This window comes from Microbacterium sp. MMO-35, assembly GCF_037147555.1.
Taxonomy (GTDB): Bacteria; Actinomycetota; Actinomycetes; order Actinomycetales; family Microbacteriaceae; genus Microbacterium.
This window is the reverse complement of record NZ_JBBCVH010000003.1, coordinates 552,174-576,937: the sequence shown is the minus strand read 5'-3', so window position 1 is coordinate 576,937 and position 24,764 is coordinate 552,174. Positions and strand designations below refer to the sequence as shown.

33 protein-coding genes are annotated in these 24,764 nt (G+C 69.6%); all 33 read left to right on the top strand.

Features of this window, described 5'->3' with window-relative positions; all coding sequences use genetic code 11:
* The first annotated feature begins 32 nt into the window (after window positions 1–32).
* Window positions 33–1,925, top strand: coding sequence for a glycoside hydrolase family 13 protein (locus WFJ01_RS09610; protein WP_336628873.1), 1,893 nt, complete (start codon window positions 33–35; stop codon window positions 1,923–1,925).
* A gap of 63 nt (window positions 1,926–1,988) precedes the next feature.
* Window positions 1,989–2,132 (top strand): hypothetical protein, encoded by a 144-nt coding sequence (locus tag WFJ01_RS09605; RefSeq protein WP_251445512.1) that lies wholly within the window; start codon window positions 1,989–1,991, stop codon window positions 2,130–2,132.
* Between the two features lie 129 nt (window positions 2,133–2,261).
* Window positions 2,262–3,410, top strand: coding sequence for an ABC transporter (locus tag WFJ01_RS09600; RefSeq protein WP_336628872.1), 1,149 nt, complete (start codon window positions 2,262–2,264; stop codon window positions 3,408–3,410).
* Window positions 3,411–3,511: 101 nt separating this feature from the next.
* The gene (locus WFJ01_RS09595; RefSeq protein ID WP_292883702.1) at window positions 3,512–3,946 is read left to right on the top strand and encodes a hypothetical protein; all 435 of its coding nucleotides are present in this window, start codon (window positions 3,512–3,514) and stop codon (window positions 3,944–3,946) included.
* Between the two features lie 224 nt (window positions 3,947–4,170).
* Window positions 4,171–4,818: a spermidine/putrescine ABC transporter substrate-binding protein gene (locus WFJ01_RS09590; RefSeq protein ID WP_292883705.1), complete on the top strand. Its 648-nt coding sequence runs from the start codon at window positions 4,171–4,173 to the stop codon at window positions 4,816–4,818.
* A 178-nt stretch (window positions 4,819–4,996) separates the two neighbouring features.
* Window positions 4,997–5,473 (top strand): DUF2975 domain-containing protein, encoded by a 477-nt coding sequence (locus WFJ01_RS09585; RefSeq protein WP_251445524.1) that lies wholly within the window; start codon window positions 4,997–4,999, stop codon window positions 5,471–5,473.
* Entirely contained in the window at window positions 5,473–5,688 is a 216-nt protein-coding gene (locus WFJ01_RS09580) for a helix-turn-helix domain-containing protein (protein WP_251445528.1), read from the top strand. Before WFJ01_RS09585 ends, WFJ01_RS09580 begins: the two co-directional genes overlap by 1 nt.
* Window positions 5,685–9,626, top strand: coding sequence for an SCO7613 C-terminal domain-containing membrane protein (locus tag WFJ01_RS09575; RefSeq protein ID WP_336628871.1), 3,942 nt, complete (start codon window positions 5,685–5,687; stop codon window positions 9,624–9,626). The genes WFJ01_RS09580 and WFJ01_RS09575 overlap by 4 nt, the downstream gene beginning before the upstream one ends.
* A 287-nt stretch (window positions 9,627–9,913) precedes the next feature.
* Entirely contained in the window at window positions 9,914–10,282 is a 369-nt protein-coding gene (rpsL, locus tag WFJ01_RS09570) for a 30S ribosomal protein S12 (protein ID WP_017201609.1), read from the top strand.
* Window positions 10,283–10,287: 5 nt separating this feature from the next.
* Entirely contained in the window at window positions 10,288–10,758 is a 471-nt protein-coding gene (gene rpsG, locus WFJ01_RS09565; protein WP_251445535.1) for a 30S ribosomal protein S7, read from the top strand.
* A gap of 98 nt (window positions 10,759–10,856) precedes the next feature.
* Window positions 10,857–12,971 (top strand): elongation factor G, encoded by a 2,115-nt coding sequence (gene fusA, locus WFJ01_RS09560; protein WP_292883716.1) that lies wholly within the window; start codon window positions 10,857–10,859, stop codon window positions 12,969–12,971.
* 157 nt (window positions 12,972–13,128) lie between these two features.
* Entirely contained in the window at window positions 13,129–14,319 is a 1,191-nt protein-coding gene (tuf, locus tag WFJ01_RS09555) for an elongation factor Tu (RefSeq protein WP_336628870.1), read from the top strand.
* A gap of 188 nt (window positions 14,320–14,507) precedes the next feature.
* On the top strand, window positions 14,508–14,732 hold the full coding sequence (locus WFJ01_RS09550; protein ID WP_251445541.1) for a hypothetical protein: 225 nt from the start codon (window positions 14,508–14,510) through the stop codon (window positions 14,730–14,732).
* A 509-nt stretch (window positions 14,733–15,241) separates the two neighbouring features.
* Window positions 15,242–15,550 (top strand): 30S ribosomal protein S10, encoded by a 309-nt coding sequence (rpsJ, locus tag WFJ01_RS09545; protein ID WP_017201594.1) that lies wholly within the window; start codon window positions 15,242–15,244, stop codon window positions 15,548–15,550.
* 10 nt (window positions 15,551–15,560) lie between these two features.
* Window positions 15,561–16,220, top strand: a complete 660-nt coding sequence (rplC, locus tag WFJ01_RS09540) for a 50S ribosomal protein L3 (protein ID WP_251445543.1) — start codon at window positions 15,561–15,563, stop codon at window positions 16,218–16,220.
* Window positions 16,221–16,225: 5 nt separating this feature from the next.
* Window positions 16,226–16,882 carry a 50S ribosomal protein L4 gene (gene rplD, locus WFJ01_RS09535; protein WP_292883721.1) on the top strand — a complete coding sequence of 219 codons (657 nt, stop codon included), beginning with the start codon at window positions 16,226–16,228 and terminating at the stop codon, window positions 16,880–16,882.
* Window positions 16,879–17,196, top strand: coding sequence for a 50S ribosomal protein L23 (gene rplW / locus WFJ01_RS09530; RefSeq protein WP_045249924.1), 318 nt, complete (start codon window positions 16,879–16,881; stop codon window positions 17,194–17,196). The genes rplD and rplW overlap by 4 nt, the downstream gene beginning before the upstream one ends.
* A gap of 20 nt (window positions 17,197–17,216) precedes the next feature.
* Window positions 17,217–18,056 (top strand): 50S ribosomal protein L2, encoded by an 840-nt coding sequence (rplB, locus tag WFJ01_RS09525; protein ID WP_251445550.1) that lies wholly within the window; start codon window positions 17,217–17,219, stop codon window positions 18,054–18,056.
* A gap of 12 nt (window positions 18,057–18,068) precedes the next feature.
* A complete protein-coding gene (rpsS, locus tag WFJ01_RS09520; RefSeq protein WP_251445553.1) occupies window positions 18,069–18,350 on the top strand; it encodes a 30S ribosomal protein S19 in 282 nt (93 codons plus the stop codon).
* On the top strand, window positions 18,350–18,730 hold the full coding sequence (gene rplV, locus WFJ01_RS09515; protein WP_336628869.1) for a 50S ribosomal protein L22: 381 nt from the start codon (window positions 18,350–18,352) through the stop codon (window positions 18,728–18,730). Before rpsS ends, rplV begins: the two co-directional genes overlap by 1 nt.
* Complete coding sequence (gene rpsC, locus WFJ01_RS09510) at window positions 18,730–19,485, top strand: 30S ribosomal protein S3 (protein ID WP_233312362.1); 756 nt, start codon at window positions 18,730–18,732, stop codon at window positions 19,483–19,485. The genes rplV and rpsC overlap by 1 nt, the downstream gene beginning before the upstream one ends.
* The gene (gene rplP / locus WFJ01_RS09505; RefSeq protein WP_251445556.1) at window positions 19,485–19,904 is read left to right on the top strand and encodes a 50S ribosomal protein L16; all 420 of its coding nucleotides are present in this window, start codon (window positions 19,485–19,487) and stop codon (window positions 19,902–19,904) included. The genes rpsC and rplP overlap by 1 nt, the downstream gene beginning before the upstream one ends.
* Window positions 19,904–20,218 (top strand): 50S ribosomal protein L29, encoded by a 315-nt coding sequence (gene rpmC, locus WFJ01_RS09500; protein WP_336628868.1) that lies wholly within the window; start codon window positions 19,904–19,906, stop codon window positions 20,216–20,218. Before rplP ends, rpmC begins: the two co-directional genes overlap by 1 nt.
* Window positions 20,218–20,535 carry a 30S ribosomal protein S17 gene (gene rpsQ / locus WFJ01_RS09495; protein WP_052674221.1) on the top strand — a complete coding sequence of 106 codons (318 nt, stop codon included), beginning with the start codon at window positions 20,218–20,220 and terminating at the stop codon, window positions 20,533–20,535. The genes rpmC and rpsQ overlap by 1 nt, the downstream gene beginning before the upstream one ends.
* The gene (rplN, locus tag WFJ01_RS09490) at window positions 20,532–20,900 is read left to right on the top strand and encodes a 50S ribosomal protein L14 (RefSeq protein WP_045271048.1); all 369 of its coding nucleotides are present in this window, start codon (window positions 20,532–20,534) and stop codon (window positions 20,898–20,900) included. The genes rpsQ and rplN overlap by 4 nt, the downstream gene beginning before the upstream one ends.
* A 3-nt stretch (window positions 20,901–20,903) precedes the next feature.
* Window positions 20,904–21,263 carry a 50S ribosomal protein L24 gene (rplX, locus tag WFJ01_RS09485; RefSeq protein ID WP_233312360.1) on the top strand — a complete coding sequence of 120 codons (360 nt, stop codon included), beginning with the start codon at window positions 20,904–20,906 and terminating at the stop codon, window positions 21,261–21,263.
* Window positions 21,263–21,853 (top strand): 50S ribosomal protein L5, encoded by a 591-nt coding sequence (rplE, locus tag WFJ01_RS09480; RefSeq protein ID WP_336628867.1) that lies wholly within the window; start codon window positions 21,263–21,265, stop codon window positions 21,851–21,853. The genes rplX and rplE overlap by 1 nt, the downstream gene beginning before the upstream one ends.
* Before the next feature lie 140 nt (window positions 21,854–21,993).
* The gene (gene rpsH / locus WFJ01_RS09475; protein WP_045249914.1) at window positions 21,994–22,392 is read left to right on the top strand and encodes a 30S ribosomal protein S8; all 399 of its coding nucleotides are present in this window, start codon (window positions 21,994–21,996) and stop codon (window positions 22,390–22,392) included.
* A 6-nt stretch (window positions 22,393–22,398) separates the two neighbouring features.
* A complete protein-coding gene (rplF, locus tag WFJ01_RS09470; RefSeq protein WP_336628866.1) occupies window positions 22,399–22,935 on the top strand; it encodes a 50S ribosomal protein L6 in 537 nt (178 codons plus the stop codon).
* A gap of 2 nt (window positions 22,936–22,937) precedes the next feature.
* Window positions 22,938–23,297 carry a 50S ribosomal protein L18 gene (gene rplR / locus WFJ01_RS09465; protein ID WP_336628865.1) on the top strand — a complete coding sequence of 120 codons (360 nt, stop codon included), beginning with the start codon at window positions 22,938–22,940 and terminating at the stop codon, window positions 23,295–23,297.
* Window positions 23,294–23,983 carry a 30S ribosomal protein S5 gene (gene rpsE / locus WFJ01_RS09460; protein ID WP_442928055.1) on the top strand — a complete coding sequence of 230 codons (690 nt, stop codon included), beginning with the start codon at window positions 23,294–23,296 and terminating at the stop codon, window positions 23,981–23,983. Before rplR ends, rpsE begins: the two co-directional genes overlap by 4 nt.
* Window positions 23,983–24,168 (top strand): 50S ribosomal protein L30, encoded by a 186-nt coding sequence (rpmD, locus tag WFJ01_RS09455; protein ID WP_045249910.1) that lies wholly within the window; start codon window positions 23,983–23,985, stop codon window positions 24,166–24,168. Before rpsE ends, rpmD begins: the two co-directional genes overlap by 1 nt.
* Window positions 24,168–24,695, top strand: a complete 528-nt coding sequence (gene rplO / locus WFJ01_RS09450; RefSeq protein WP_336628864.1) for a 50S ribosomal protein L15 — start codon at window positions 24,168–24,170, stop codon at window positions 24,693–24,695. Before rpmD ends, rplO begins: the two co-directional genes overlap by 1 nt.
* The last annotated feature ends 69 nt before the right edge of the window (window positions 24,696–24,764 follow it).

Sequence of the window (24,764 nt, the reverse complement as noted above, 5' to 3'; positions counted from 1 at the left end):
GAGCGGCGGCGCGGCGAGTAGCGTGAGGGAGCGTGACCGACCTCCTCCCGCACCACGACGGATCCGCGCTGCACGTCTCGGACGACGCCCCGGCCCTCGGCGACGTGGTCCGCGTGCGTCTGCGCGTGCCGGCGGGCTACGGCCCGCTCGCCGCCGTGCGCACCCGCTCGAACCCCGACCACGAGCCGGAGTGGACCGACGCCGAGCTGCTCGGATCCGCCGACGGGTGGGACTGGTGGGAGGCGCCCGTCACCGTGCGCAACCCGCGGCACGGCTACCGCTTCCTGCTGCAGCACGATGACGGCCGGATCGAGTGGCTGAACCAGACCGGGATCCACCGGCTGGAGACCCTCGACGCCGAGGACTTCGCGCTCGTCGCCGAGCCCGCGCCTCCGGCCTGGCTGCACGGGTCGGTGATGTACCAGGTGTTCCCCGATCGTTTCGCGCGGTCGGCGCAGGCCGACGCGCACCCGACGCCGGACTGGGCCGCCCCGGCCGCGTGGGACACCCCGGTGGATCCGGTCATGCCCGGCCGCGTCAGCCAGTTCTACGGCGGCGACCTGCCCGGGATCGTCGACCACCTCGACCACCTCGTGCGGCTCGGGGTGAACCTGCTCTACCTGACCCCGGTGTTCCCCGCCGCGTCCAACCATCGCTACGACGCCTCGAGCTTCTCACGCGTGGATCCGCTGCTCGGCGGCGACGAGGCCTATGCCCGCCTCATCGCCGAGGCGCACGCCCGCGGCATCCGGGTGATCGGCGACCTCACCAGCAACCACTCCGGCGACCGCCACGAGTGGTTCCGCGCGGCGTTCGGCCACCCCGGCGCGCCGGAGGAGGAGTTCTACTACTTCACCGACGCGGACAACACCGAGTACGAGTGCTGGCTGGGCGCGAAGAGCCTGCCCAAGTTCGACTGGGCGAGCGAGGAGCTGCGCGCGCGCTTCATCACCGGCGAGGAGTCCGCGGTCGCCCGCTGGCTGAAGCCGCCGTTCGGCGCCGACGGCTGGCGCGTAGACGTGGCGAACATGACCGGGCGGCTCGGCGCGATCGACCTGAACGCCGAGGTGCGCCGGCTGCTGCGCGACACCGTCCGGGGGATCAACCCCGACGCCATCCTGCTCGGCGAATCGACGAACGACGCGACGAGCGACCTGCAGGGCGACGGCTGGGACGGTGCCATGACCTACCCGTCGTTCACCCGTCCGGTGTGGGCCTGGCTCAGCGAGCCGACCGGCGCGCCGTATCTCACCGCCGAGGGCGAGGAGCGCACGGAGAGCTGGTTCTTCGGGATGCAGGTCGGCGGGATCCCGCGATACACCGCGCGCGACTTCGTCGACTCGATCACGCGATTCACCGGGGGGATCCCCTGGCGGGTGCGGCTCGGCAACATGCAGCCGCTGGACACGCACGACACCGCGCGGTTCGCGACGAACGCGGCCGCAGGCACCGTGCCGGTCGCGGTCGGCCTGTCGGTGACGCTGCCCGGGCTGCCGGTGGTCTTCGCGGGCGACGAGTTCGGCCTCACCGGCGCGGACGGCGAGTCCAGCCGCACGCCGATCCCGTGGGGCACCGAGGGCGAGGCGCACACGGCGGAGCGCATCGCGCTGTACCGCGATCTGGTGGGGCTGCGCCGTGCGCACCCGGTGCTCGGCACGGGCGGGCTGCGCTGGCTGCACGTCGACGACGAGTGCGTCGTGTTCGTGCGCGAATCGGCGGCGGAGACCGTGCTGGTGCTCGCGGCTCGCGGGGATGCCGATGTCGAGCTCCCGCCGGGTGCGCTCGCGGGTGCCTCGGCCGCCGCGCCGCTGTTCGGCGATGCGACGCTCGCGGTGGCCGGGGACGGCGCTGTCGCCCTGGTCGCGGAGGGGCCGGCGTTCGCGGCGTGGGCGCTGCCCGGCGTGGCGACTCCCGGCCCCCGCTGAGCGCGCCCGACGCGCCCCGCGCGCCCTCCCGCTCGGACGCGGGAGCGCTCGTAGGCTCGAGACATGGCTCGGATCGGCGGTCGCAGCACTCCGCTCGCGTGGCTCGCCGGCGTGGTCTGCGCGGGCGTCGTGGCCGGCCTCATGTACCTCGCGGCGCCCATGGGCCCCGTGATGCTGAAGTATTTCGGAGATCTGCTGGGGCGCTGACGCCGGTCCACCGGTCGCGGAAGGAGTGCGGGGCGACGTCCGGCATCAGCGCTTCCCGGCATGCCTGCGCCCTGCGACGACGAGCCGGAGTTAGCCTCGGAGCACCGCATCCGCGATGGAGGAGCACCCATGAGTGACCACGAGGTTTCGAAGCCGGCGCAGGCGCACGACGTCGACGACGCCGTGGCCGCCGCGTCCGAGGCGGACGCCCAGGCCGCCGCCGACGCGCAGGACGCCGCGCCGACCCCGGCAGACCCGACCGCCGAGGCGGCGCCGGAGCCCACGGCAGAGGCCGCGCCCGTGGCCGAGCCGGTGACCGAGCCTGAGCCGGTGACCGAGCCCGAGCCCGCGCAGCCCGACCACGCCGCTGTCGCGCAGAGCGCCAACGAGAGCCTCGCCGAAGCGGCGCGCGCCGCCGACGCCGCCTCCGAGGCGGGCGGCTCGGCGACCGAGCGGACGCCGTCGGAGTCGAAGCCGGTGGATCCGAAGCCGGTGGATCCCGACCTCGCCGCCTTCGAGGAGGCCGAGGCCGCGTACCCCGGAACCTTCGGCGGCACGTTCACCCCGCCGACACCCGCCGTGGCGGAGACGACCGTCATCGAGAGCCCGACCACCGCCGTCGGCGTCGATGACGACGCCCGCACCCAGGTGCTCGTCCCGCCGCCGGCCGCCGTCGTGGCCCCCGCCGTCGTGGCCCCCGCCGCGGCGATCGACGCGCCCCCGATCTTCGTCCAGGCGCCCGAGGCGCCCCGGGAGCGCGGCAACCGCGGCGCGATCTTCGGCATCGGCCTGCTGGCCGCGATCGCGTTCGCGATCCTGTACCTGGGCACCGCGCTCGGCATCGCCGCGATCAACGGCACCGTCACGACGGACAACATCGGCACGGTCGTGCTCGACCAGCTGAGGACCGCGGGGCTCTGGGTTCCCGTCGCCGCCTTCGCGATCGGCTTCTGGCTGCTCGGCGGCATCATCAACCGCGGACGCTGGGGCTTCTGGGTCGTCTTCGGCATCATCGTCGGCGTCTTCGCCTACGGCGGGCATGTGCTCGGCGCGATCGGATCGGTCGAGTTCTGGAAGCTCGGCGGATCCGAGATCTCGGGTCTCGCCGCCGCTCAGCTGCTGTCGCCGCTCGCGATCGCCGCGTTCGTCTTCGGGCGCGAGCTCACGATCTGGTTCGGCGCCTGGGCTGCGCGCACCGGCGCCCGCCGCACCGCTCAGAACGAGGAGGCGCAGCGCGAGTACGAGCGCGTCCTCGAAGCCGGTCCCCAGCTGCCCTAGCGGCCGGATCCGGCCCGCACGGCCAGGAGTGCATCACGGACGACATCACGCCGAACCCCCGCGAGCCGGAGCCCGCGGGGGTTCGCCCTGTCCTCGCCTGGGTGATCGGCGTCGTGTCCTTCTTCGCGCTCGTGATCATGGGCCTCGGGGCGCTGAGCCTCTTCGCCGAGCAGGACATCATCTCGGTGCCCCGGCTCGGTCAGCTGCCGGGAGTGCTGGGCATGGTGCTCGGCGTGCTCGTGTTCGCCCTCGCCCTGTGGGCCGTGCTCGCCGACCGGCGCCCGTCGTTCGTCGCGACCGTGTTCCTCGCCCTCGGGGCGGCGCTCGCGCACCTCGGCGGAGTGTGGGCGGCGGCGGTGGCCGAGGGCGCCGGTGCGGTCGGCGCGACCGCCGCCGCGGGACAGCTCGTGCTGGGAGGCGCGAGCGCGGTGATCGTCGTGGCGGCGCTCATCGCGGCCTGGCTCGCGATCGCGCTGCGGCGCACGGCGGCGCGCGCACCGCGCTGGCCCTGGGAGAAGGACGACGACGGGGCGTGAGCATCCCGCGCCCCGGGATCCGCGGCATGTCGTCACGCGCCCGGGATCAGGTCCGTTGACCTGGAGAAGGCGGATCCGGCCGGATCCCCCTGTTCTGGGTCGATCGACCTCCTCCCGGTCGAGACGTCCACCGGCCGCCGGGCGCCGGGGACCGGGCAGGGGGCCGTGTTGCGGATCTCGCGTGCCGCCGCCTCCCGGGCGTGTCCGCCCCGTACGCTGGAGGCGTGGAGCGCTCGCTGGAGACGCAGGTGGACCAGGCCGTCGAGGCCTGGCTGCGCTGGGTGCCGCGCTGGGAGCCCGCGACGCATCGCGGGCGGGTCGCTCCGTGCCGTCGCTGCCTGGGATCGCCGGTGCTGTCCGCCGCGGGCATCGGGGCCAACGTGCCGCACGGCGTGCAGCACGGGCTGTCCACCCGGATCAAGGGCATCGTCGACCACGCCGTCGCCGAGTACACCGCGCGGAACCTGCCGATGCTGCAGGGCGAGCTCGACCAGCAGGCGGCCCGCAACCGCGCTCGCACCTACCGGCCCACGGAGGACCTCGAGCCGGAGTACGAGGGCATGCCGCTGGATCCGGATCCGGTGCCCGGCGCCCCGTTCCTGTTCACGCTCGCCGGGATGGCGGACGAGGACGCGGGGGAGCTGCCGCCGCTGCCGCCGCTCAGCGATGAGGCGAAGGCGGCCCTGCGCCACGAGGTCGCGCTGGCCGACGACTACGCGAACGTCGTGGGCCGCGAGATCTGCGGCCTGCTGCTGCGTCACCGGCTGCGCGTGCAGGCCGCGATCTCGGAATACGTGGAGCCGCAGATCGAGGCGATGCTCGCCGAGCTCACCGAGGCTCTGGACTCGCCCTTCGATCCCGACACGCTCTGACGCCCTTCGATCCCGACGCGCTCTGACGCTCCGGGTGGCGAGCAGGCCGGATCCCTCGCCCGGGTGGCGCGATCGCGCAGCCGAGCGTTCGCTGGGAGTCCGGGGCGTGGCTGGCGTCGGCGCCTCCGCATGGCTATCGTTTTTCGATAGATACAGATCGCTTTTCGATAGGAGCCCCATGCAGCCCCGGATCACCGCCTCGCTCAAGGCGCTCATCGTCGTCCTGCTCGCGCTGCTGCTCTCCACCCAGGTCTTCCTCATCCCCGGCGTCGCGCTGCTCGCCGCCGAGCGCAACCCCGACCTCGCCTATCTGGCGGTGCCGGGCATCGTCGGAGGCATCGTGCTCGTCGCCCTCATCGAGATCGTGCTGATCTGCGTCTGGCGGCTGCTCTCACTCGTGCGCGAGGACCGGATCTTCAGCCAGGATGCGTTCCGGTACGTGGACGTCATCATGGCGACGATGGCCGCGTCCGCGGTGCTCATCGCCGGTGCGGTGGTGGTGCTCGCCTTCGGCCGGGCCGTCAATCCGTCGATCCTCCTGCTCGGCGTTGTCGGAGTCGTGATCGGCATCGCCCTGGCCCTCCTCGTCGGCGTGATGCGCGGCCTGCTGCGCAAGGCCCTCGAGCTCGAGCAGGATCTCTCCGAGGTCGTCTGATGCCCATCGTGATCGATCTCGACGTGCAGCTCGCGAAGAAGAAGATGAGCGTGCAGGAGTTCGCCGACGCGATCGGGATCACTCCCGCGAACGTCGCCGTGCTCAAGAACGGTCGCGCCAAGGCCGTGCGCTTCACGACGCTCGACGCGATCTGCCGGGTGCTGGAGTGCCAGCCGGGCGAGATCCTGCGCTGGATCCCCGAGGAGGACGCATGACCGCGCCCTGGGCGGCCGACGCGATCTCGCGGCTGGACGACGACACCCGCTGCCCGGTCTGCGGCACCGGGGTTACCGGATCCTCATGCACCGTCTGCGGCGCTGACTTCCGCGGGCCCGAGGCGCTGGGCGTGTGGCGGGCGTCGCGCGACGCGGCCGAGGCGCTGCGGCGCCGGGAGCTTCTCGTCGCCGGCCTGCCCCGGGTGCGTCCCGCGGACCGAGACGCCCGGGCAGGCGCCCCGGGAGGCACAGGGCAGGTACGGGGTGTCGACTCCGTCGCGGGCGGAGCCGGTGGCGAGGTCGGTGGGTCGTCGCCGTCGCCGTCGGCGTCGGCGTCGACGATGCTCTCGCCGCGGCCCGCTGCCGGCGGCGACTCCGGGGGAGATGCCCCGCTGCAGTCGCTGCTCTCGCTCGCGGGTGCGGGACTGGTCGGCACGGCGGCGATCGTGTTCAGCTTCTTCACGCCGGATCTGCTCGAGGCGGCGCGCACCGCGATCGTCGCGGCGACCGGGGCGCTGTTCGCCCTCGGCGCCGTCGTGCTCGCCCGTCGCCGGCTGCGCTTCTCGGCCGAGACCGTCGCCGGCCTGGCCCTGGTGTTCGTCGCGCTCGCGGCGCACGGGCTGGTGACCGCGGCGACGGGCATGGACCCCTGGCTCCTCGGCGCGTTGCTCACCGCGGCGGCGTCGGGGACGCTTCTCGCGTTCGCCGGACGCGCCGGCCTGCGTCTCTGGCTCTGGGCGGGAGCGGTCGGTCTCTCGCTGGCTCCCGCGATGCTCGCCGGCGTCGCCGGGGCGGGAGACTGGGCGCCTCTCGCGTTCATCGCCGCCGCGTTCGTGGCGAGGGGAGAGGTCGCCCTGCTGCCGCGGATCGGGGCGCGCTTCCCGGATCCGCGCGCCGAAGGCTCTGCGACGGCGATCGTCGAGGATGCCGCGACACCGCCGGGCGCACGGAAGGAGCCCGCGCCGGCGGATCCGGCGCGGGAGGAGCTCCCCTCGTCGCCGTCCGCCGAGACGGCGCCCACGCGCCGCCCCACGGCCCCGTTCGCTGTCGAACGCGGCTCGCTGATCGCCGTCCAGGCCTTCGCGATCGCCACCGTGCTCGCGATCAGCGCGGGGCGCCTGGTGCTGTTCTCGGGCGGTGTGCCCGTGCTCGCGCTCGCCGCGGTGCTCGTCTGCGTGCATGCGCTGCTCTCCGCCCGGCAGGGGGCCGCGGCGGGATGGAGCATCGTGGCCGGCGTCGCCGGTTCCGGCGCACCGGTGCTCGTCGCCCTGAGCGTCGCGCCCGGGATGAGTGTCCCCTGGTTCCTCGTGATCTGCGCCGCCGGCGTCGGACTCGGGCTCGTGCTGCTCGGCGCGGTGCTGCCGCTGCCGCGCGGGGTGCGGCCGGTCGCGGTCGCCGCCGGGGCGACAGGGGTGCTGGCGGTGGCGCTGCTTCCCGGGGTGATGTTCGCGGCGTTCGCCGGCGTGACCACGCTCTCGCGGCTCGCCGTGCGCTCCGAGTCCCCCGCCGCCGTGCCGGTGCCGGAGGGCGGGTGGGCGTTCGTCGCGAGCCTCGCCATCGGGGCAGCGGCGCTGGGGGGCGTCGCGGTGCTGTCCGGCCGCCGGAGGAGCGCGATGTTCCGGAGGACCTTCGCGACCCTGGCGATCCTGCCCGCGGCGCTCGCCGTGCTGGCCGTCGGAGGGTCGGGACTGCTTCCCGCCTGGCTGCGCATCGGCATCCTCCTGGCCGCCGGGGTCGCGATCGCGCTGGCCGTGCGTGTGCCGCGGCCGCGGGTCGGCGAGCTCGCCCGGGTGCTGCTGATCCTGGTCGCCCATCTCGACGTGCTGCTCGCCGCTCTCGTCGGCGCCGCGGATCCCGTCCTCATGCCGCTGGCCGGGACGGTCACCATCGCGGCGCTCTTCGCCCTCGGCGCCGCACTGCCGCAGGGCTGGCGGTTCGGGCTGGTCGGCGTCGGGTTCGGCTACGCGCTGGTCGTGCTCGCGGCGGCGCTCGGCCAGGCGGGGCTCGGCGGCGTCGCGCTGCTCAGCCTCGCCGCGACCGCGGGACTACTCGCCGTCGCGGTCATCACGGTGCTGCCCTTCGTCCCGGCGCGCTCGTGGCTGGCGGCGCTCGTGGTCGCCGCGGCGCCGTTCGCGATCGGGGTCGCCCAGGTGGTCGTGGAGCGCAGCGGCTGGACGGCGCTGCCGACGGCCGCCATGGCGGTGCTCGCGGTGCTGCTCATGGCCACGGGGCGCGACGGCGCCGTGCCGGCGGTGCGGCTGCTCGCTGCCGCGGTGCTGGTGCCGTCGCTCGCCGTCTCCGTGCTGTGCCTGGGGGCGCAGCTGCTGCCGACGAGCGCCTCGCCCGTGGTGCTGCCGCTCATCGCCGCGCTGGTCGCCGGCGTGCTGCCATGCACGCGCCGGATCCGCGTCGTGCTCGCGGAGCGCGGGGTGGGACGGATCCTCGCGGCCCAGCTGCAGCACGCGCTCGAGGCGGGGGCGCTGCTCACCGGCGCGCTCGCCGTGCTGCTGGCGGTGGTGCGTCCGGCGGCGGGATTCGGCACGGCCTGCCTCGTGCTCGCCGTGCTGGCGGCGGGGGCCGGCATCGCCGCGATCACCACGCGACGGCGGCACCTGCGCGCGGTCGCGGCGGCGGCCGCGACGGGCGCGCTCTGGTCGGCCTGCGCCGCGGCGGGGGTGACGCTCGCGGAGGCGTATCTGCTGCCGCCGTCGCTCGTGGCGATCGCGCTGGGGATCGTCCGGGCGCTGCGCGGCGGACGTGGGGGAGCGCTGGTCGCGGCGGGGGCGGGCGGCGCGGTGCTGCCGATGCTCGTGCTCATCAGCATGGGCGATGCGGCCGGCTCGGTCTGGCGCACCGCTCTGCTGATCGCAGCGTCCTGGGGGATCGCCGCGGCGGGGCTGCTGCTCCGGCGCCGCCTGCGGACCGACGACGGGGCCGGAGCCGCCGAGGGGGCGTCGATCGTGGCACGACGGCTGCGGTCGGCGGGGTCGTGGCTGTGCGCGGCGGCGATGGCGGCCGGTCTCGCGGGGACGTCGCAGGCGATCCTGCTGGCGCGGGGGAGGGGAGTCGCGCCGCTGCTGCCGGAATCGCTGCCGCCGGCGCCGCTCTTCCTCGCCTGCCTCGCCCTCTCCGCGGCGGGCGGGACCGGGATGGCGATGGCCGCCGCCGGGCTGCGCGGCATCGCCTCCGATGCCGCCGTGCGCGGCTCGCGATGGCTGTTCGTCCCCGCGGCGCTGGCCGTGACGGCCGGCGTCTGGCCGGCGATCCGGCGCGACTGGTTCTCGATCTGGGGGATGTGGGCGCTGATGATCGTCGTCCTCGCCGCCCTGGTGATCGCCGCCCGACGGGCCGCACGCGGGGACCGCGCCGCGGTGCCGGTGTGGGTGCTCTTCGGGCTCGCCTTCGTGACCGCCGTCGTCGCGTGGAGCCCCCGTGATCTGCGGGTCGAGTGGTTCTCCCTCCCGCTGGGGCTGTTCCTGCTCGCGGCGGGGATGCAGGCCGGATCCGCGCGCGCTGCGTCGACGGCGGCGGCCTCCGCACCGGCGGGGCCCTTCGCAGGCCTGCACGACTGGCCGGGCCGAGCCCGCGGATCCTGGGCGCTGCTCGGGCCCGGGATCGTCGTCACCCTGCTCGCATCCGTCGTCTCGACCTTCACGGATCCGCTCACCTGGCGGGCGATCCTGGTGATGGGCCTCGCCCTGGTCGCGATCCTCGTGGGGGCGACGCGGCGGCTCGCCGCCCCGTTCCTCATCGGCCTGATCGTGCTGCCGATCGAGAACGTCTTCGTGTTCGCGGTGCAGATCGGGCGCGGGATCGAGTCGATGCCGTGGTGGATCACGCTCGCGGTGATGGGCGCGGTGCTGCTCATCATCGCGACCACGGCGGAACGCCGCGCCGAGCACGCCACGATGACCGCGCGGCTGCGCGATCTGCGCTGAGCGGAGCAGACGCCCCGGGACGCCGGCGGGGTCGGGAGACGGCCCGGCCGGCCCGGGTTCGCCGCGACCCGGCGCGCCGTGTCCCGTCCATTTGACCGCCGTGTTACCGCGCATTACCATAGAGCGGGTATGCGTGCGTCTTGACGCGCGCGTACCGGGCACCGGCATTCGCCGGTTCCGCCCCCACGGCATACCCACCATCCAAACGCGCACCGTCATCCGGCGTGCGGGTGGGTCTGATGTGAAACCCATCACGCTGTCACCGTGCAGCACAACAAGGAGAAGCAGTGCCAACTATTCAGCAGTTGGTTCGCAAGGGTCGTTCGCCGAAGGTCACCAAGACCAAGGCTCCCGCCCTGAAGTCGAACCCGCAGCAGGCCGGCGTGTGCACCCGCGTGTACACCACCACCCCGAAGAAGCCGAACTCGGCGATGCGCAAGGTCGCCCGTGTGAAGCTCCGCAACGGCACCGAGGTCACCGCGTACATCCCCGGTGAGGGCCACAACCTGCAGGAGCACTCGCTGGTGCTCGTGCGCGGTGGTCGTGTCAAGGACCTCCCCGGTGTCCGCTACAAGATCGTCCGTGGCGCCCTGGACACCCAGGCCGTCAAGAACCGTAAGCAGGCTCGTTCCCGCTACGGCGCGAAGAAGGGTTGAGTTAGATGCCTCGTAAGGGCCCCGCCCCCAAGCGCCCCGTCGTCAACGACCCGGTCTACGGCGCACCGATCGTCAGCCAGCTGGTCAACAAGATCCTCATCGACGGCAAGAAGTCGCTCGCTGAGGCCATCGTCTACGGCGCCCTCACCGGTGTCGAGGCGAAGAACGGCCAGGATGCCGTCGCGACCCTGAAGAAGGCTCTCGACAACATCCGTCCGACCCTCGAGGTCAAGAGCCGCCGCGTCGGCGGTTCGACCTACCAGGTCCCGGTCGAGGTGAAGCCGCACCGCGCGAACACCCTCGCCCTCCGCTGGCTCGTCAGCTACGCCAAGAGCCGTCGTGAGAAGACCATGACCGAGCGTCTCCAGAACGAGATCCTGGACGCCTCGAACGGCCTGGGTGCCGCGGTCAAGCGCCGCGAGGACACTCACAAGATGGCCGAGTCGAACCGCGCCTTCGCGCACTACCGCTGGTAATCACCAGTCGGGCCGGGATCGGATCCGCAGAGGATCCGGTCCCGGCACCCCACACTTTCCTTCGTCGCGTGACGACAGCAAGAAGATAAGGACACCCCGTGGCACAAGAAGTGCTCACCGACCTGAGCAAGGTCCGCAACATCGGCATCATGGCGCACATCGATGCCGGTAAGACCACGACGACCGAGCGCATCCTGTTCTACACGGGTGTGAACCACAAGCTCGGCGAGACCCACGACGGCGCCTCGACGACCGACTGGATGGAGCAGGAGAAGGAGCGCGGCATCACGATCACGTCCGCCGCCGTGACCTGCTTCTGGAACAAGAACCAGATCAACATCATCGACACCCCGGGTCACGTGGACTTCACGGTCGAGGTGGAGCGCTCGCTCCGCGTCCTCGACGGTGCCGTCGCCGTCTTCGACGGCAAGGAGGGCGTCGAGCCCCAGTCCGAGACCGTGTGGCGTCAGGCCGACAAGTACAACGTCCCCCGCATCTGCTTCGTCAACAAGATGGACAAGCTCGGCGCGGACTTCTACTACACCGTCGACACCATCGTGAAGCGCCTGGGCGCCAAGCCGCTCGTGCTGCAGCTGCCGATCGGCGCGGAGAACGACTTCGTCGGCGTCGTCGACCTCATCGAGATGCGTGCGCTGGTCTGGCCCGGCGACGCCAAGGGTGACGTGACCATGGGTGCCTCGTACGAGGTGCAGGAGATCCCGGCCGAGCTCAAGGACCGCGCTGAGGAGTACCGTCAGCAGCTGCTCGAGACCGTCGCCGAGACCGACGACGTGCTGCTCGAGAAGTTCTTCGGCGGCGAGGAGCTCACGATCGCGGAGATCAAGGGCGCCATCCGCAAGATGGTCGTCGCGAGCGAGATCTACCCCGTGCTCTGCGGCTCCGCGTTCAAGAACCGCGGCGTGCAGCCGATGCTCGACGCGGTCGTCGACTACCTCCCGTCCCCGCTGGACGTGCCCGCCATCGAGGCGCACGACCCCAAGGACGAGGAGAAGGTCATCGAGCGTCACCCCGACGCCAACGACCCGTTCGCCGCGCTGGCCTTCAAGGTCGCCGTGCACCCGTTCTTCGGTCGCCTCACCTACGTGCGCGTCTACTCGGGTCACCTCGACTCCGGCGCCCAGGTCATCAACTCGACCAAGGGCAAGAAGGAGCGCATCGGCAAGATCTTCCAGATGCACGCCAACAAGGAGAACCCGGTCGACTCGCTCACCGCGGGCAACATCTACGCCGTCATCGGCCTGAAGGACACCACCACCGGTGACACCCTCGCCGACCCGGCGCAGCCCGTCGTCCTCGAGTCGATGACGTTCCCGGAGCCGGTCATCGAGGTCGCCATCGAGCCGAAGACCAAGGCCGACCAGGAGAAGCTGGGCACCGCGATCCAGAAGCTCGCCGAAGAGGACCCGACGTTCCGCACGGAGCTCAACCCGGAGACCGGTCAGACGACCATCAAGGGCATGGGCGAGCTGCACCTGGACATCCTCGTGGACCGCATGAAGCGCGAGTTCAAGGTCGAGGCCAACGTCGGCAAGCCGCAGGTGGCCTACCGCGAGACGATCAAGAAGGCCGTCGAGAAGCACGACTACACCCACAAGAAGCAGACGGGTGGATCGGGCCAGTTCGCCAAGATCCAGTTCACCATCGAGCCGCTCGAGGTGACCGCGGAGCAGACCTACGAGTTCGTCAACAGCGTCACCGGTGGCCGCATCCCGCGCGAGTACATCGAGCCGACCAACCAGGGCTTCCAGGACGCCATGGCCACCGGAGCCCTCGCGGGCTACCCGATGGTCGGTGTCAAGGCGACCCTGATCGACGGCGCGTCGCACGACGTCGACTCCTCGGAGATGGCGTTCAAGATCGCCGGCTCGATGGGCTTCAAGGAGGCCGTCCGCCGCGCGAACCCCGTGCTGCTCGAGCCGCTCATGGCCGTCGAGGTCCGTACTCCCGAGGAGTACATGGGCGACGTCATCGGCGACCTGAACTCGCGTCGTGGCCAGATCCAGTCGATGGAGGACGCCCAGGGCGTCAAGGTCGTGCGCGCGTCGGTCCCGCTGTCCGAGATGTTCGGCTACATCGGCGACCTGCGTTCGAAGACCTCCGGTCGTGCCGTCTACTCCATGGAGTTCGACAGCTACGCCGAGGTCCCGCGCGCCGTCGCCGACGAGATCATCCAGAAGACCAAGGGCGAGTAAGCCCTAGGAGCCTGGCGGATCCGGGCCCCGGTCACGGGTCCGCCAGGCACTCAGACAACTTCACATCGTCTCTCTACTAAACTGAGAATCACACCCGTAGGAAAGCGGTCACAATCCAGTGCCCGGTGCCCCTACATGACGTCCTGAGGAGGACCCAGTGGCTAAGGCCAAGTTCGAGCGGACCAAGCCGCACGTGAACATCGGAACGATCGGTCACGTCGACCACGGCAAGACCACGCTCACCGCTGCGATCTCGAAGGTGCTCGCCGACAAGTTCCCGTCGGCCACCAACGTTCAGCGCGACTTCGCGTCGATCGACTCCGCTCCCGAGGAGCGTCAGCGCGGTATCACGATCAACATCTCGCACGTCGAGTACGAGACCCCGAAGCGTCACTACGCTCACGTCGACGCGCCCGGTCACGCCGACTACATCAAGAACATGATCACCGGTGCGGCGCAGATGGACGGCGCGATCCTCGTGGTCGCGGCCACCGACGGCCCGATGGCGCAGACCCGTGAGCACGTGCTGCTCGCCAAGCAGGTCGGCGTGCCGTACCTGCTCGTCGCGCTGAACAAGGCCGACATGGTCGAAGACGAGGAGATCCTGGAGCTCGTCGAGCTCGAGGTCTCCGAGCTGCTTGCCAGCCAGGGCTTCGACGAGGCGGCTCCGGTCGTCCGCGTCTCCGGCCTGAAGGCCCTCGAGGGTGACGAGAAGTGGACCCAGTCCATCCTCGACCTCATGGAGGCCGTCGACAACTCGATCCCCGACCCGGTGCGCGACAAGGACAAGCCGTTCCTGATGCCGATCGAGGACGTCTTCACGATCACCGGTCGTGGCACCGTCGTCACGGGCCGCGCCGAGCGTGGCACCCTCGCGATCAACTCCGAGGTCGAGATCGTCGGCATCCGCCCGACGCAGAAGACCACGGTCACGGGTATCGAGATGTTCCACAAGCAGCTCGACGAGGCGTGGGCCGGCGAGAACTGCGGTCTTCTCCTCCGTGGCACCAAGCGCGAGGACGTCGAGCGCGGCCAGGTCGTGGTGAAGCCGGGTTCGATCACCCCGCACACCGAGTTCGAGGGCACCGCGTACATCCTGTCCAAGGACGAGGGTGGCCGCCACAACCCCTTCTACACGAACTACCGCCCGCAGTTCTACTTCCGCACCACGGACGTCACCGGCGTCATCTCGCTGCCCGAGGGCACCGAGATGGTCATGCCCGGCGACACCACGGACATGAAGGTCGACCTGATCCAGCCGATCGCCATGGAAGAGGGCCTCGGCTTCGCGATCCGTGAGGGTGGCCGCACCGTCGGCGCCGGCACGGTGACCAAGGTCATCAAGTAAGCATCTGCTTCTGCGCACAGGGGTCGGGCCTTCGGGTCCGGCCCCTTTGTCGTCCCCGCCGTGCATCGGCTCCCTCCCTCGGCGCCACTCGGATCCTGCTTAGGATCGGGTCTTGTCGACGCCCTGGTCCGCCGTGCAGAATGGCCACGTGCGGGCCGACAGTCGGCTCGATCGAGGGAGGGAACCCCATGGGTCTCGGAGACGCCATCAACGACGCGGTGAACAAGGGCAAGGAATTCTTCGAGGAGAACAAGGAGAAGGTCGAGGAGCTGCTGCACAGCGAGCAGGCCGAAGGCATCAGCGACACTGTTCTGGGTGGCGCCGCCGACCTCGCCAAGAAGGTCGCTCCGGGTGCCTCCGAGCAGATCGACGGGGTGCGCGACAACCTCGACAAGCAGGTCGGCAACGAGTGACGCGTTCCGCGCAGCACTGACATCTCGCGAAGGGCGGGGAGCTTCGGCCCCCACCCTTCGTCGTGCCCGCGGGCGTGCGACACGCCGGACACGCCGTCCACGACACGCCCGAGTTTGCGACACGCCCGGGCTGCGCGTAGACTATTGAGGTTCCACATTCCGGTGTGCGTCCCGATGCGCGCCGGATCACTGTCAGGGCAGTGCACAGACGGCGCCCTTCCTCCGGGAAGCGAGCGCAGGGATCTGGGCCGCGGGCAGCAGAACACACAACCGACACCTCCTCACCGAGGCCTCGCCATGTGCGGGGGTCGGCTTCCGCGAGTCGTGAGGCTCCGGGCTGACAGCAGAACAGTGGTGCGCCCCTTCGACGGGCTCAGGGAACGGATCCTCGGATCCGCGACACGGGCCGGGAGGAGGAGTGCGAAGGCGCAGACCGCGCCGTCGCGCGTCCAATGCCCCCGGACCACCGGGTCCGGGCAGGTAAGACGCTTGAAGAGAGAGAGCAGACAATGGCGGGACAGAAGATCCGCATTCGCCTGAAGTCGTATGACCACGAGGTCATCGACACGTCGGCCCGCAAGATCGTCGACACCGTGACCCGTGCGGGCGCGACCGTCGTCGGCCCGGTGCCGCTTCCGACCGAGAAGAACGTCGTGTGCGTCATCCGGTCGCCCCACAAGTACAAGGACAGCCGCGAGCACTTCGAGATGCGCACCCACAAGCGTCTGATCGACATCGTCGACCCGACGCCGAAGGCCGTTGACTCGCTCATGCGTCTCGACCTTCCTGCTGACGTCAACATCGAGATCAAGCTGTAAGGGGATCACGATGGTCGACATCAACGCAAAGATTTCCAAGGGCCTGCTCGGCACCAAGCTCGGCATGACCCAGGTCTGGAACGAGAACGGCAAGCTGGTCCCGGTCACCGTGATCGAGCTGGCCCCGAACGTGGTCACCCAGATCCGCACCCCCGAGAAGGACGGCTACAACGCCGTGCAGATCGCGGCCGGTCAGATCGACCCGCGCAAGGTCACGCAGCCCCTCGCCAAGCACTTCGAGGCCGCCGGGGTCACCCCGCGCCGCCACGTCACCGAGATCCGCACCGCGGACGCCGGCGACTACACGCTGGGCCAGGAGCTCACCGTTGAGGGCACCTTCGAGGCCGGCCAGCTGGTCGACGTCGTCGGCACCAGCAAGGGCAAGGGCTTCGCCGGTGTCATGAAGCGCCACAACTTCAAGGGCGTGTCCGCTTCGCACGGTTCGCACCGCAACCACCGCAAGCCCGGTTCCATCGGTGCTTCCTCGACCCCGAGCCGTGTCTTCAAGGGCATGCGCATGGCCGGTCGTATGGGTGGCGAGCGCGTGACCGTCCTCAACCTCACGGTGCACGCCGTCGACGCCGAGAAGGGTCTGCTGCTCGTCAAGGGCGCCGTCCCCGGTGCCCGCGGCCGCATCGTCTACGTCCGCAACGCAGTGAAGGGTGCCTGAGTCCCATGGCTGACACCACTCTGACGCTCGACGTGTTCGCCGGCGGCAAGAAGACCGGTACGGTCGACGCCCCCGCCGCGATCTTCGACGCCAAGACCAACGTTCCGCTGATCCACCAGGTCGTCGTCGCGCAGCTCGCCGCGGCGCGCCAGGGCACCCACTCGACCAAGCGTCGCGGTGAGGTCTCCGGTGCCGGTCGCAAGCCCTTCAAGCAGAAGGGCACGGGTAACGCCCGTCAGGGCTCCATCCGCGCGCCGCACATGACCGGCGGTGGCATCGTCCACGGCCCGAAGCCGCGCGACTACTCGCAGCGCACCCCCAAGAAGATGATCGCCGCCGCCCTCGTGGGTGCGCTGAGCGACCGCTTCCGCGGTGAGCGCCTGCACGTCGTCGAGTCCTTCGGCATCGAGGGCAAGCCGTCCACCAAGACGGCCGCCGCCTACCTGAAGTCGCTCCCGGGCAAGAACCTCCTCGTGGTCATCGACCGCGAGGACGACCTCACCGCCCTGAGCGTCCGCAACCTGGCCGCCGTGCACGTGCTGTACGCCGACCAGCTCAACGCCTACGACGTGGTCAACTCCGACGACATCGTCTTCACCAAGGCGGCCTTCGACGCGTTCGTCGCGCTGAAGTCCGGCGCAACCGAGGAGGTCTCCGCATGAGCGACAACATCCTCGCCGCGGCTGCCAACAAGGACCCGCGCGACATCATCCTGAAGCCGGTCGTCTCCGAGAAGAGCTACGGCCTGATCGACGAGGGCAAGTACACCTTCCTGGTGGACCCCCGCGCCTCCAAGACCGAGATCAAGCTCGCCATCGAGAAGATCTTCGACGTCAAGGTCGCGAGCGTCAACACGATCAACCGCGTCGGCAAGGCCCGCCGCACCCGCTTCGGCACGGGCAAGCGCAAGGACACCAAGCGTGCCATCGTCGCCCTGAAGTCGGGCACCATCGACATCTTCACGGCAGTGAACTGACCGGGGGATAAGGACAGAACATGGCTATTCGCAAGTACAAGCCCACGACCCCGGGTCGCCGCGGCTCGTCGGTGGCCGACTTCGCCGAGATCACCCGATCGACGCCGGAGAAGTCGCTGCTGCGTCCGCTCAGCAAGACCGGTGGCCGCAACAACCAGGGCCGCATCACGACCCGTCACATCGGTGGTGGCCACAAGCGCCAGTACCGCGTCATCGACTTCCGTCGCAATGACAAGGACGGCATCGACGCCAAGGTCGCTCACATCGAGTACGACCCCAACCGCACCGCGCGCATCGCGCTGCTGCACTACTTCGACGGCGAGAAGCGCTACATCATCGCCCCGAACAAGCTGAAGCAGGGCGACGTCGTCGAGTCGGGTGCCGGCGCCGACATCAAGCCGGGCAACAACCTCCCGCTGAAGAACATCCCGACGGGTACCGTCATCCACGCCATCGAGCTCCGCCCCGGCGGCGGCGCGAAGATGGCCCGTTCGGCCGGCGCCTCCGTGCGTCTGGTCGCGAAGGACGGCCCCTACGCCCAGCTGCGTCTGCCCTCGGGCGAGATCCGCAACGTCGACGCGCGCTGCCGTGCGACGATCGGCGAGGTCGGCAACGCCGAGCAGTCCAACATCAACTGGGGCAAGGCCGGCCGCAAGCGCTGGAAGGGCGTCCGCCCGACCGTCCGCGGTGTCGCGATGAACCCGGTGGACCACCCGCACGGTGGTGGAGAGGGCAAGACGTCCGGTGGACGTCACCCCGTCTCCCCGTGGGGCCAGGCTGAGGGGCGCACCCGTCACGCCAACAAGGAAAGCGACAAGTACATCGTGCGTCGTCGTAACGCCGGCAAGAAGCGCAAGTAGGAGTAAGAGAAGATGCCTCGCAGTCTTAAGAAGGGCCCCTTCGTCGACGAGCACCTGCTTCGCAAGGTGGTCGGTCAGAACGATGCCGGTACCAAGAACGTCATCAAGACCTGGTCGCGCCGGTCGATGATCATCCCCGCCATGCTGGGACACACCATCGCCGTGCACGACGGACGCAAGCACATCCCCGTGTTCGTGTCGGAGAGCATGGTCGGTCACAAGCTGGGCGAGTTCGCGCCCACCCGCACCTTCCGCGGCCACGTGAAGGACGACAAGAAGGGGCGGCGCCGCTAATGGTCGAATCCATCGCACGCGTGAAGCACATCCGCGTGACCCCGCAGAAGGCTCGTCGTGTCGTCGCCCTCATCAAGGGCAAGCAGGCGCAGGAAGCCCTCGCCATCCTGAAGTTCGCGCAGCAGAGCGCCTCCGAGCCGATCTACAAGCTCGTGCACTCCGCCATCGCCAACGCCCAGGTGAAGGCCGACCGCGACGGCGAGTTCCTCGATGAGCAGGACCTCTACGTCAAGAACGCCTTCGTGGACGAGGGGACGACGCTGAAGCGTTTCCAGCCCCGCGCCCAGGGTCGCGCGTTCCAGATCAAGAAGCGCACGAGCCACATCACGGTCGTGCTGGCAACCCCCGAGGTCGCGGGGAACGAGAAGGCGAGCAAGTAATGGGACAGAAGGTAAACCCCTACGGCTTCCGCCTCGGCATCACCACGGACCACGTGTCCCGGTGGTTCTCTGACTCGACCAAGCCGGGTCAGCGCTACGCCGACTACGTCGCCGAGGACATCAAGATCCGCAAGCTCCTGCAGACGCAGCTCGACCGCGCCGGCGTGAGCAACATCGAGATCGAGCGCACCCGCGACCGCGTGCGTGTGGACATCCACACCGCGCGTCCCGGCATCGTCATCGGCCGCCGCGGCGCCGAGGCGGAGCGCATCCGTGGCGACCTCGAGAAGCTCACGGGCAAGCAGATCCAGCTGAACATCCTCGAGGTGAAGAACCCCGAGGCCGACGCTCAGCTCGTCGCCCAGGGCATCGCCGAGCAGCTCTCTGCTCGTGTCGCGTTCCGTCGTGCCATGCGCAAGGGCCTCCAGGGCGCCCAGCGCGCCGGCGCGAAGGGCATCCGGATCCAGGTCTCGGGCCGCCTCGGCGGCGCGGAGATGAGCCGGTCGGAGTTCTACCGCGAGGGTCGTGTGCCGCTGCACACGCTGCGCGCGAACATCGACTACGGCTTCTACGAGGCCAAGACCACCTTCGGCCGCATCGGCGTGAAGGTCTGGATCTACAAGGGTGACCTCACCAACAAGGAGCTTGCCCGCGAGCAGGCCAACGCACCGAAGTCCCGTCGTGACGACCGTGGTGGCGACCGCCGCCGCGGCCCGCGCAACGAGGCTCCCGTCGCAGAAGGAGCGTCTGCCTGATGCTTATCCCTCGTAAGGTCAAGTTCCGCAAGCAGCATCACCCCAAGCGTGATGGTGCGGCCACCGGCGGCACGAAGGTCTCCTTCGGCGAGTTCGGCATCCAGGCCCTCACCCCCGCTTACGTGACCAACCGTCAGATCGAGTCCGCTCGTATCGCGATGACGCGTCACATCAAGCGTGGTGGAAAGGTGTGGATCAACATCTACCCCGACCGTCCGCTCACGAAGAAGCCGGCCGAGACCCGCATGGGTTCCGGTAAGGGTTCCCCCGAGTGGTGGGTCGCCAACGTCAAGCCGGGTCGCGTCCTCTTCGAGGTCGCGGGCGTCAACGAGGAACTCGCTCGTGAGGCCCTGACCCGTGCCATTCACAAGCTGCCGCTCAAGGCACGCATCATCAAGCGCGAGGAGGGCGACGCGTAATGGCGATCGGCACCAAGGAGCTCGGTGTGACCGAGCTCGACACGTTCGAAGACCAGCGCCTCGTCGAGGAGCTGCGCAAGGCCAAGGAGGAGCTGTTCAACCTCCGTTTCCAGTCGGCCACCGGCCAGTTGGAGAGCCACGGCCGCATCCGCGCCGTCAAGCGCGACATCGCGCGCCTGTACACCGTGATCCGCGAGCGCGAGCTGGGCATCCGTGCGACGCCCGCTCCGGTCGAGGCTCCGACCAAGAAGGCGTCCAAGGCAAAGGCGAAGAAGGCCGAAGAGGCTGACGCGCCGAAGGAGGAGGCCGAGTAATGGCTGAGAAGAAGGCTGCTGCCGCAGAGGCAGAGGTCGTCTCGCACGACGTGCGCGACGCCGACGCCCGTGGCTACCGCAAGTCGCGCCGCGGCTACGTCGTCAGCGACAAGATGGACAAGACCATCGTCGTCGAGGTCGAGGACCGCGTGAAGCACCCGCTCTACGGCAAGGTCATCCGCCGTACGACCAAGGTCAAGGCGCACGACGAGAACAACACCGCCGGCATCGGCGACCTCGTTCTCATCAACGAGACCCGCCCGCTGAGCGCCACGAAGCGCTGGCGTCTGGTGGAGATCCTGGAGAAGGCAAAGTGATCCAGACCGAGTCCCGACTCAAGGTCGCCGACAACACCGGCGCCAAGGAGCTGCTCACCATCCGCGTGCTCGGCGGCTCCAGCCGCCGCTACGCGGGCCTGGGCGACATCATCGTCGCGACGGTGAAGGACGCGATCCCCGGTGGGAACGTGAAGAAGGGTGACGTCGTCAAGGCCGTCATCGTCCGCACCAAGAAGCAGACCCGCCGTCCCGACGGCTCGTACATCAAGTTCGACGAGAACGCCGCCGTGATCCTGAAGAACGACGGGGAGCCCCGCGGCACCCGTATCTTCGGCCCGGTGGGTCGTGAGCTCCGTGACAAGAAGTTCATGAAGATCGTCTCGCTCGCCCCGGAGGTGCTGTAACTCATGGCGAACATCAAGAAGGGTGACCTGGTCCAGGTCATCACCGGCCGCAAGCAGGAAAAGGGCGGCGATCGCGGCAAGCAGGGCAAGGTCCTCGAGGTCCTCGTCGAGCAGAACCGCGTGATCGTGGAGGGCGTGAACTACGCCACCAAGCACACCCGCGTCGGTCAGACGCAGCGCGGTACCAAGACGGGCGGCATCGAGACCATCGAGGCCCCCATCCACATCTCGAACGTCGCCCTGGTCGACCCCGAGACGAAGAAGCCGACCAAGGTCGGTCACCGCGTCGAGGAGCAGGTCAAGGACGGCGTGAAGCGCACGGTCCGCGTGCGCTACGCGAAGAAGAGCGGTAAGGACCTCTGATGGCGGCTGCTGACGCCGCGGGCGCTGTCAAGGTGCAGCCCCGCCTGAAGGCGAAGTACAACAACGAGATCAAGAAGGCGCTGCAGGACGAGTTCGGCTACTCGAACGTCATGCAGATCCCCGGCCTGGTCAAGGTCGTCGTCAACACCGGTGTCGGTGAGGCGGCGCGCGACTCCAAGGTGATCGATGGTGCGGTCGACGACCTCACCAAGATCACTGGCCAGAAGCCGATCGTCACGAAGGCCCGCAAGTCCATCGCGCAGTTCAAGCTGCGCGAGGGTCAGCCCATCGGCGCGCACGTCACCCTCCGCGGTGACCGCGCCTGGGAGTTCGTGGACCGGCTCGTGAACCTGGCGCTGCCCCGTATCCGCGACTTCCGCGGACTCTCGGACCGGCAGTTCGACGGCAACGGTAACTACACCTTCGGTCTCACGGAGCAGAGCGTGTTCCACGAGATCGATCAGGACAAGATCGACCGCGTCCGCGGTTTCGACATCACTGTCGTCACCACGGCGAAGAACGACGACGAGGGCCGGGCGCTGCTCCGCCACCTCGGCTTCCCGTTCAAGTCGAACGACGCGCAGGCGTAAGTCACGCACCGAAGGCCGGATCCGACAGGATCCGGTCTTCGGGCGTGTCTCGCTTGACGTACAATTGAAAATTGCGTGCTCATCGCAGGCCGTCTGCCGTGTAACGGCAGCCGGAACCTCATGAACGAAAGAAGACAACTATGACGATGACAGACCCGGTCGCAGATCTGCTGACCCGTCTGCGCAACGCGAACTCGGCGCACCACGACTCCGTGACCCTGCCGTCGAGCAAGCTGAAGACCCACATCGCCGAGATCCTCCAGCAGGAGGGCTACATCGCCGGCTGGGAGGTCTCCGACGCCCGTGTCGGCAAGAACCTCACCATCGCGCTGAAGTACGGCCCGAACCGCGAGCGGTCGATCGCCGGCATCAAGCGCGTCTCCAAGCCCGGTCTCCGCGTGTACGCGAAGTCGACCGAGCTGCCCAAGGTTCTCGGTGGCCTCGGCGTCGCTATCCTGTCCACGTCCTCGGGGCTCCTCACGGACCGCCAGGCAGAGCAGAAGGGCGTGGGCGGAGAAGTTCTCGCCTACGTGTGGTGATCTGAAATGTCGCGTATTGGACGACTTCCCATCGAGATCCCCGCGGGCGTGACCGTTTCGGTCGACGGCCGTGCGATCACGGTGAAGGGCCCGAAGGGCGAGCTCTCGCTCACCGTGGCCTCCCCCATCGAGGTGTCGGTCGAGGAGAACCAGGTTCTCGTCACCCGTCCGGACGACGAGCGCGCTTCGCGTTCGCTGCACGGTCTGACCCGCACGCTCATCAGCAACGACATCATCGGCGTGACCCAGGGCTACTCCAAGGGCCTCGAGGTCGTCGGCACCGGTTACCGCGTGCAGCAGAAGGGCGGCTCGGTCGAGTTCGCCCTCGGCTTCTCGCACCCGGTCCTGATCGACCCGCCCGCCGGCATCACCCTGACGGTCGAGGGCAACAACAAGCTCACCGTCAGCGGCATCAGCAAGCAGGCCGTCGGTGAGGCGGCTGCGAACATCCGCAAGATCCGCAAGCCCGAGCCGTACAAGGGCAAGGGTGTGCGCTACGCCGGCGAGGTCGTGCGTCGCAAGGCCGGAAAGAGTGGTAAGTAACCATGGCTATCAAGACGAAGTCCGACGCCCGTTCGCGTCGTCACGCCCGCCTTCGCAAGAAGGTCCAGGGCACCGAGGTGCGTCCGCGCCTGGTCGTCACCCGTTCGGCCCGCCACGTCTTCGTGCAGCTGGTCGACGACAGCAAGGGCCACACCGTGGCCAGTGCCTCCACCCTCGAGACCGACCTGCGCGCGTTCGACGGTGACAAGACCGCCAAGGCCCGCAAGGTCGGCGAGCTCGTCGCCGAGCGCGCGAAGGCCGCCGGTGTCTCGGAGGCCGTGTTCGACCGTGGTGGCAACCGGTACGCCGGTCGCGTCGCGGCCATCGCCGATGGCGCCCGTGAAGGGGGGCTGGCACTGTGAGTGACATCAAGGAGAACGAAGTGACCGAGACGGCTCCTGCCGCCGAGAACGCGGCCGGTTCCGAGGCTCCGCAGCGCGACGAGCGCCGCGGCGGCCGTGGTGGCCGCGACCGCGGCCAGGGCGGTCGCGACCGCAACTCCCGTGACCGGGGGGACAACCAGTTCCTCGAGCGCGTGGTGACCATCAACCGCGTGTCGAAGGTCGTCAAGGGTGGCCGTCGCTTCAGCTTCACCGCGCTCGTCGTGGTGGGTGACGGCAACGGTCTCGTGGGCGTCGGCTACGGCAAGGCCCGTGAGGTCCCCCTCGCCATCTCGAAGGGCGTCGAGGAGGCCAAGCGCAACTTCTTCCGCGTGCCGCGCTCCGCGTCGACCATTCCGCACCCCGTGCAGGGCGAGGCCGCGGCCGGCGTCGTGCTGCTGCGTCCGGCCGCTGCCGGTACCGGTGTCATCGCCGGTGGTCCGGTCCGCGCCGTGCTCGAGTGCGCCGGCATCCACGACGTGCTGTCGAAGTCGCTCGGCTCGTCGAACACGATCAACATCGTGCACGCGACCGTCGCGGCCCTGAAGCAGCTCGAGGAGCCCCGTGCGGTCGCCGCGCGTCGTGGCCTCGAGTTCGACCAGGTCGCTCCGGCGCGTCTCGTCCGCGCAGAGGCTGACGCCATCGCTGCGCAGAAGGCAGGTGCCTGATGGCTGCGCGCCTCAAGGTCACGCAGGTCAAGTCCAAGGTGAGTGAGAAGCAGAACCAGCGCGACACGCTGCGTTCCCTCGGCCTCAAGCGGATCGGCGACTCGGTCGTCCGTCCCGACGACGCCCAGACCCGCGGCTACGTCCGCGCGGTCGCTCACCTCGTCAAGGTTGAGGAGATCGACTAATGGCTGAGAAGAAGGAAGCGGCCACCACCACCGCAAAGAGCGCCAAGAAGCCGGCCGCCAAGAAGGCCGAGGAGACCGCGGTCTCCCGTCCCGGCGTCCTGAAGGTGCACCACCTGCGTCCGGTCCCCGGCGCCAACACCGCGAAGACCCGTGCCGGTCGCGGTGAGGGCTCCAAGGGCAAGACCGCCGGTCGCGGCACCAAGGGCACCAAGGCCCGCAACACCGTTCGCGTCGGTTTCGAGGGTGGGCAGATGCCGCTGCACATGCGCACCCCGAAGCTCCGCGGCTTCAAGAACCCGTTCCGCGTGGAGTACCAGGTCGTGAACCTGGACAAGCTCGCCGAGCTCTACCCGAAGGGCGGGGACGTGACCGTCGCCGACCTCGTGGCCAAGGGCGCGGTTCGCAAGAACGAGAAGGTCAAGGTTCTGGGCAACGGCGACATCGCCGTGGCGCTGACCGTGTCGGTCGACAAGGTCTCCGGCTCCGCGGAGCAGAAGATCGTCGCCGCCGGCGGATCCGTCAAGTAACAAGCGTCGAGAGGGGCCGGAGATTTCTCCGGCCCCTCTTGCGTTACCCTGGGTAATTGACTGTCCCTC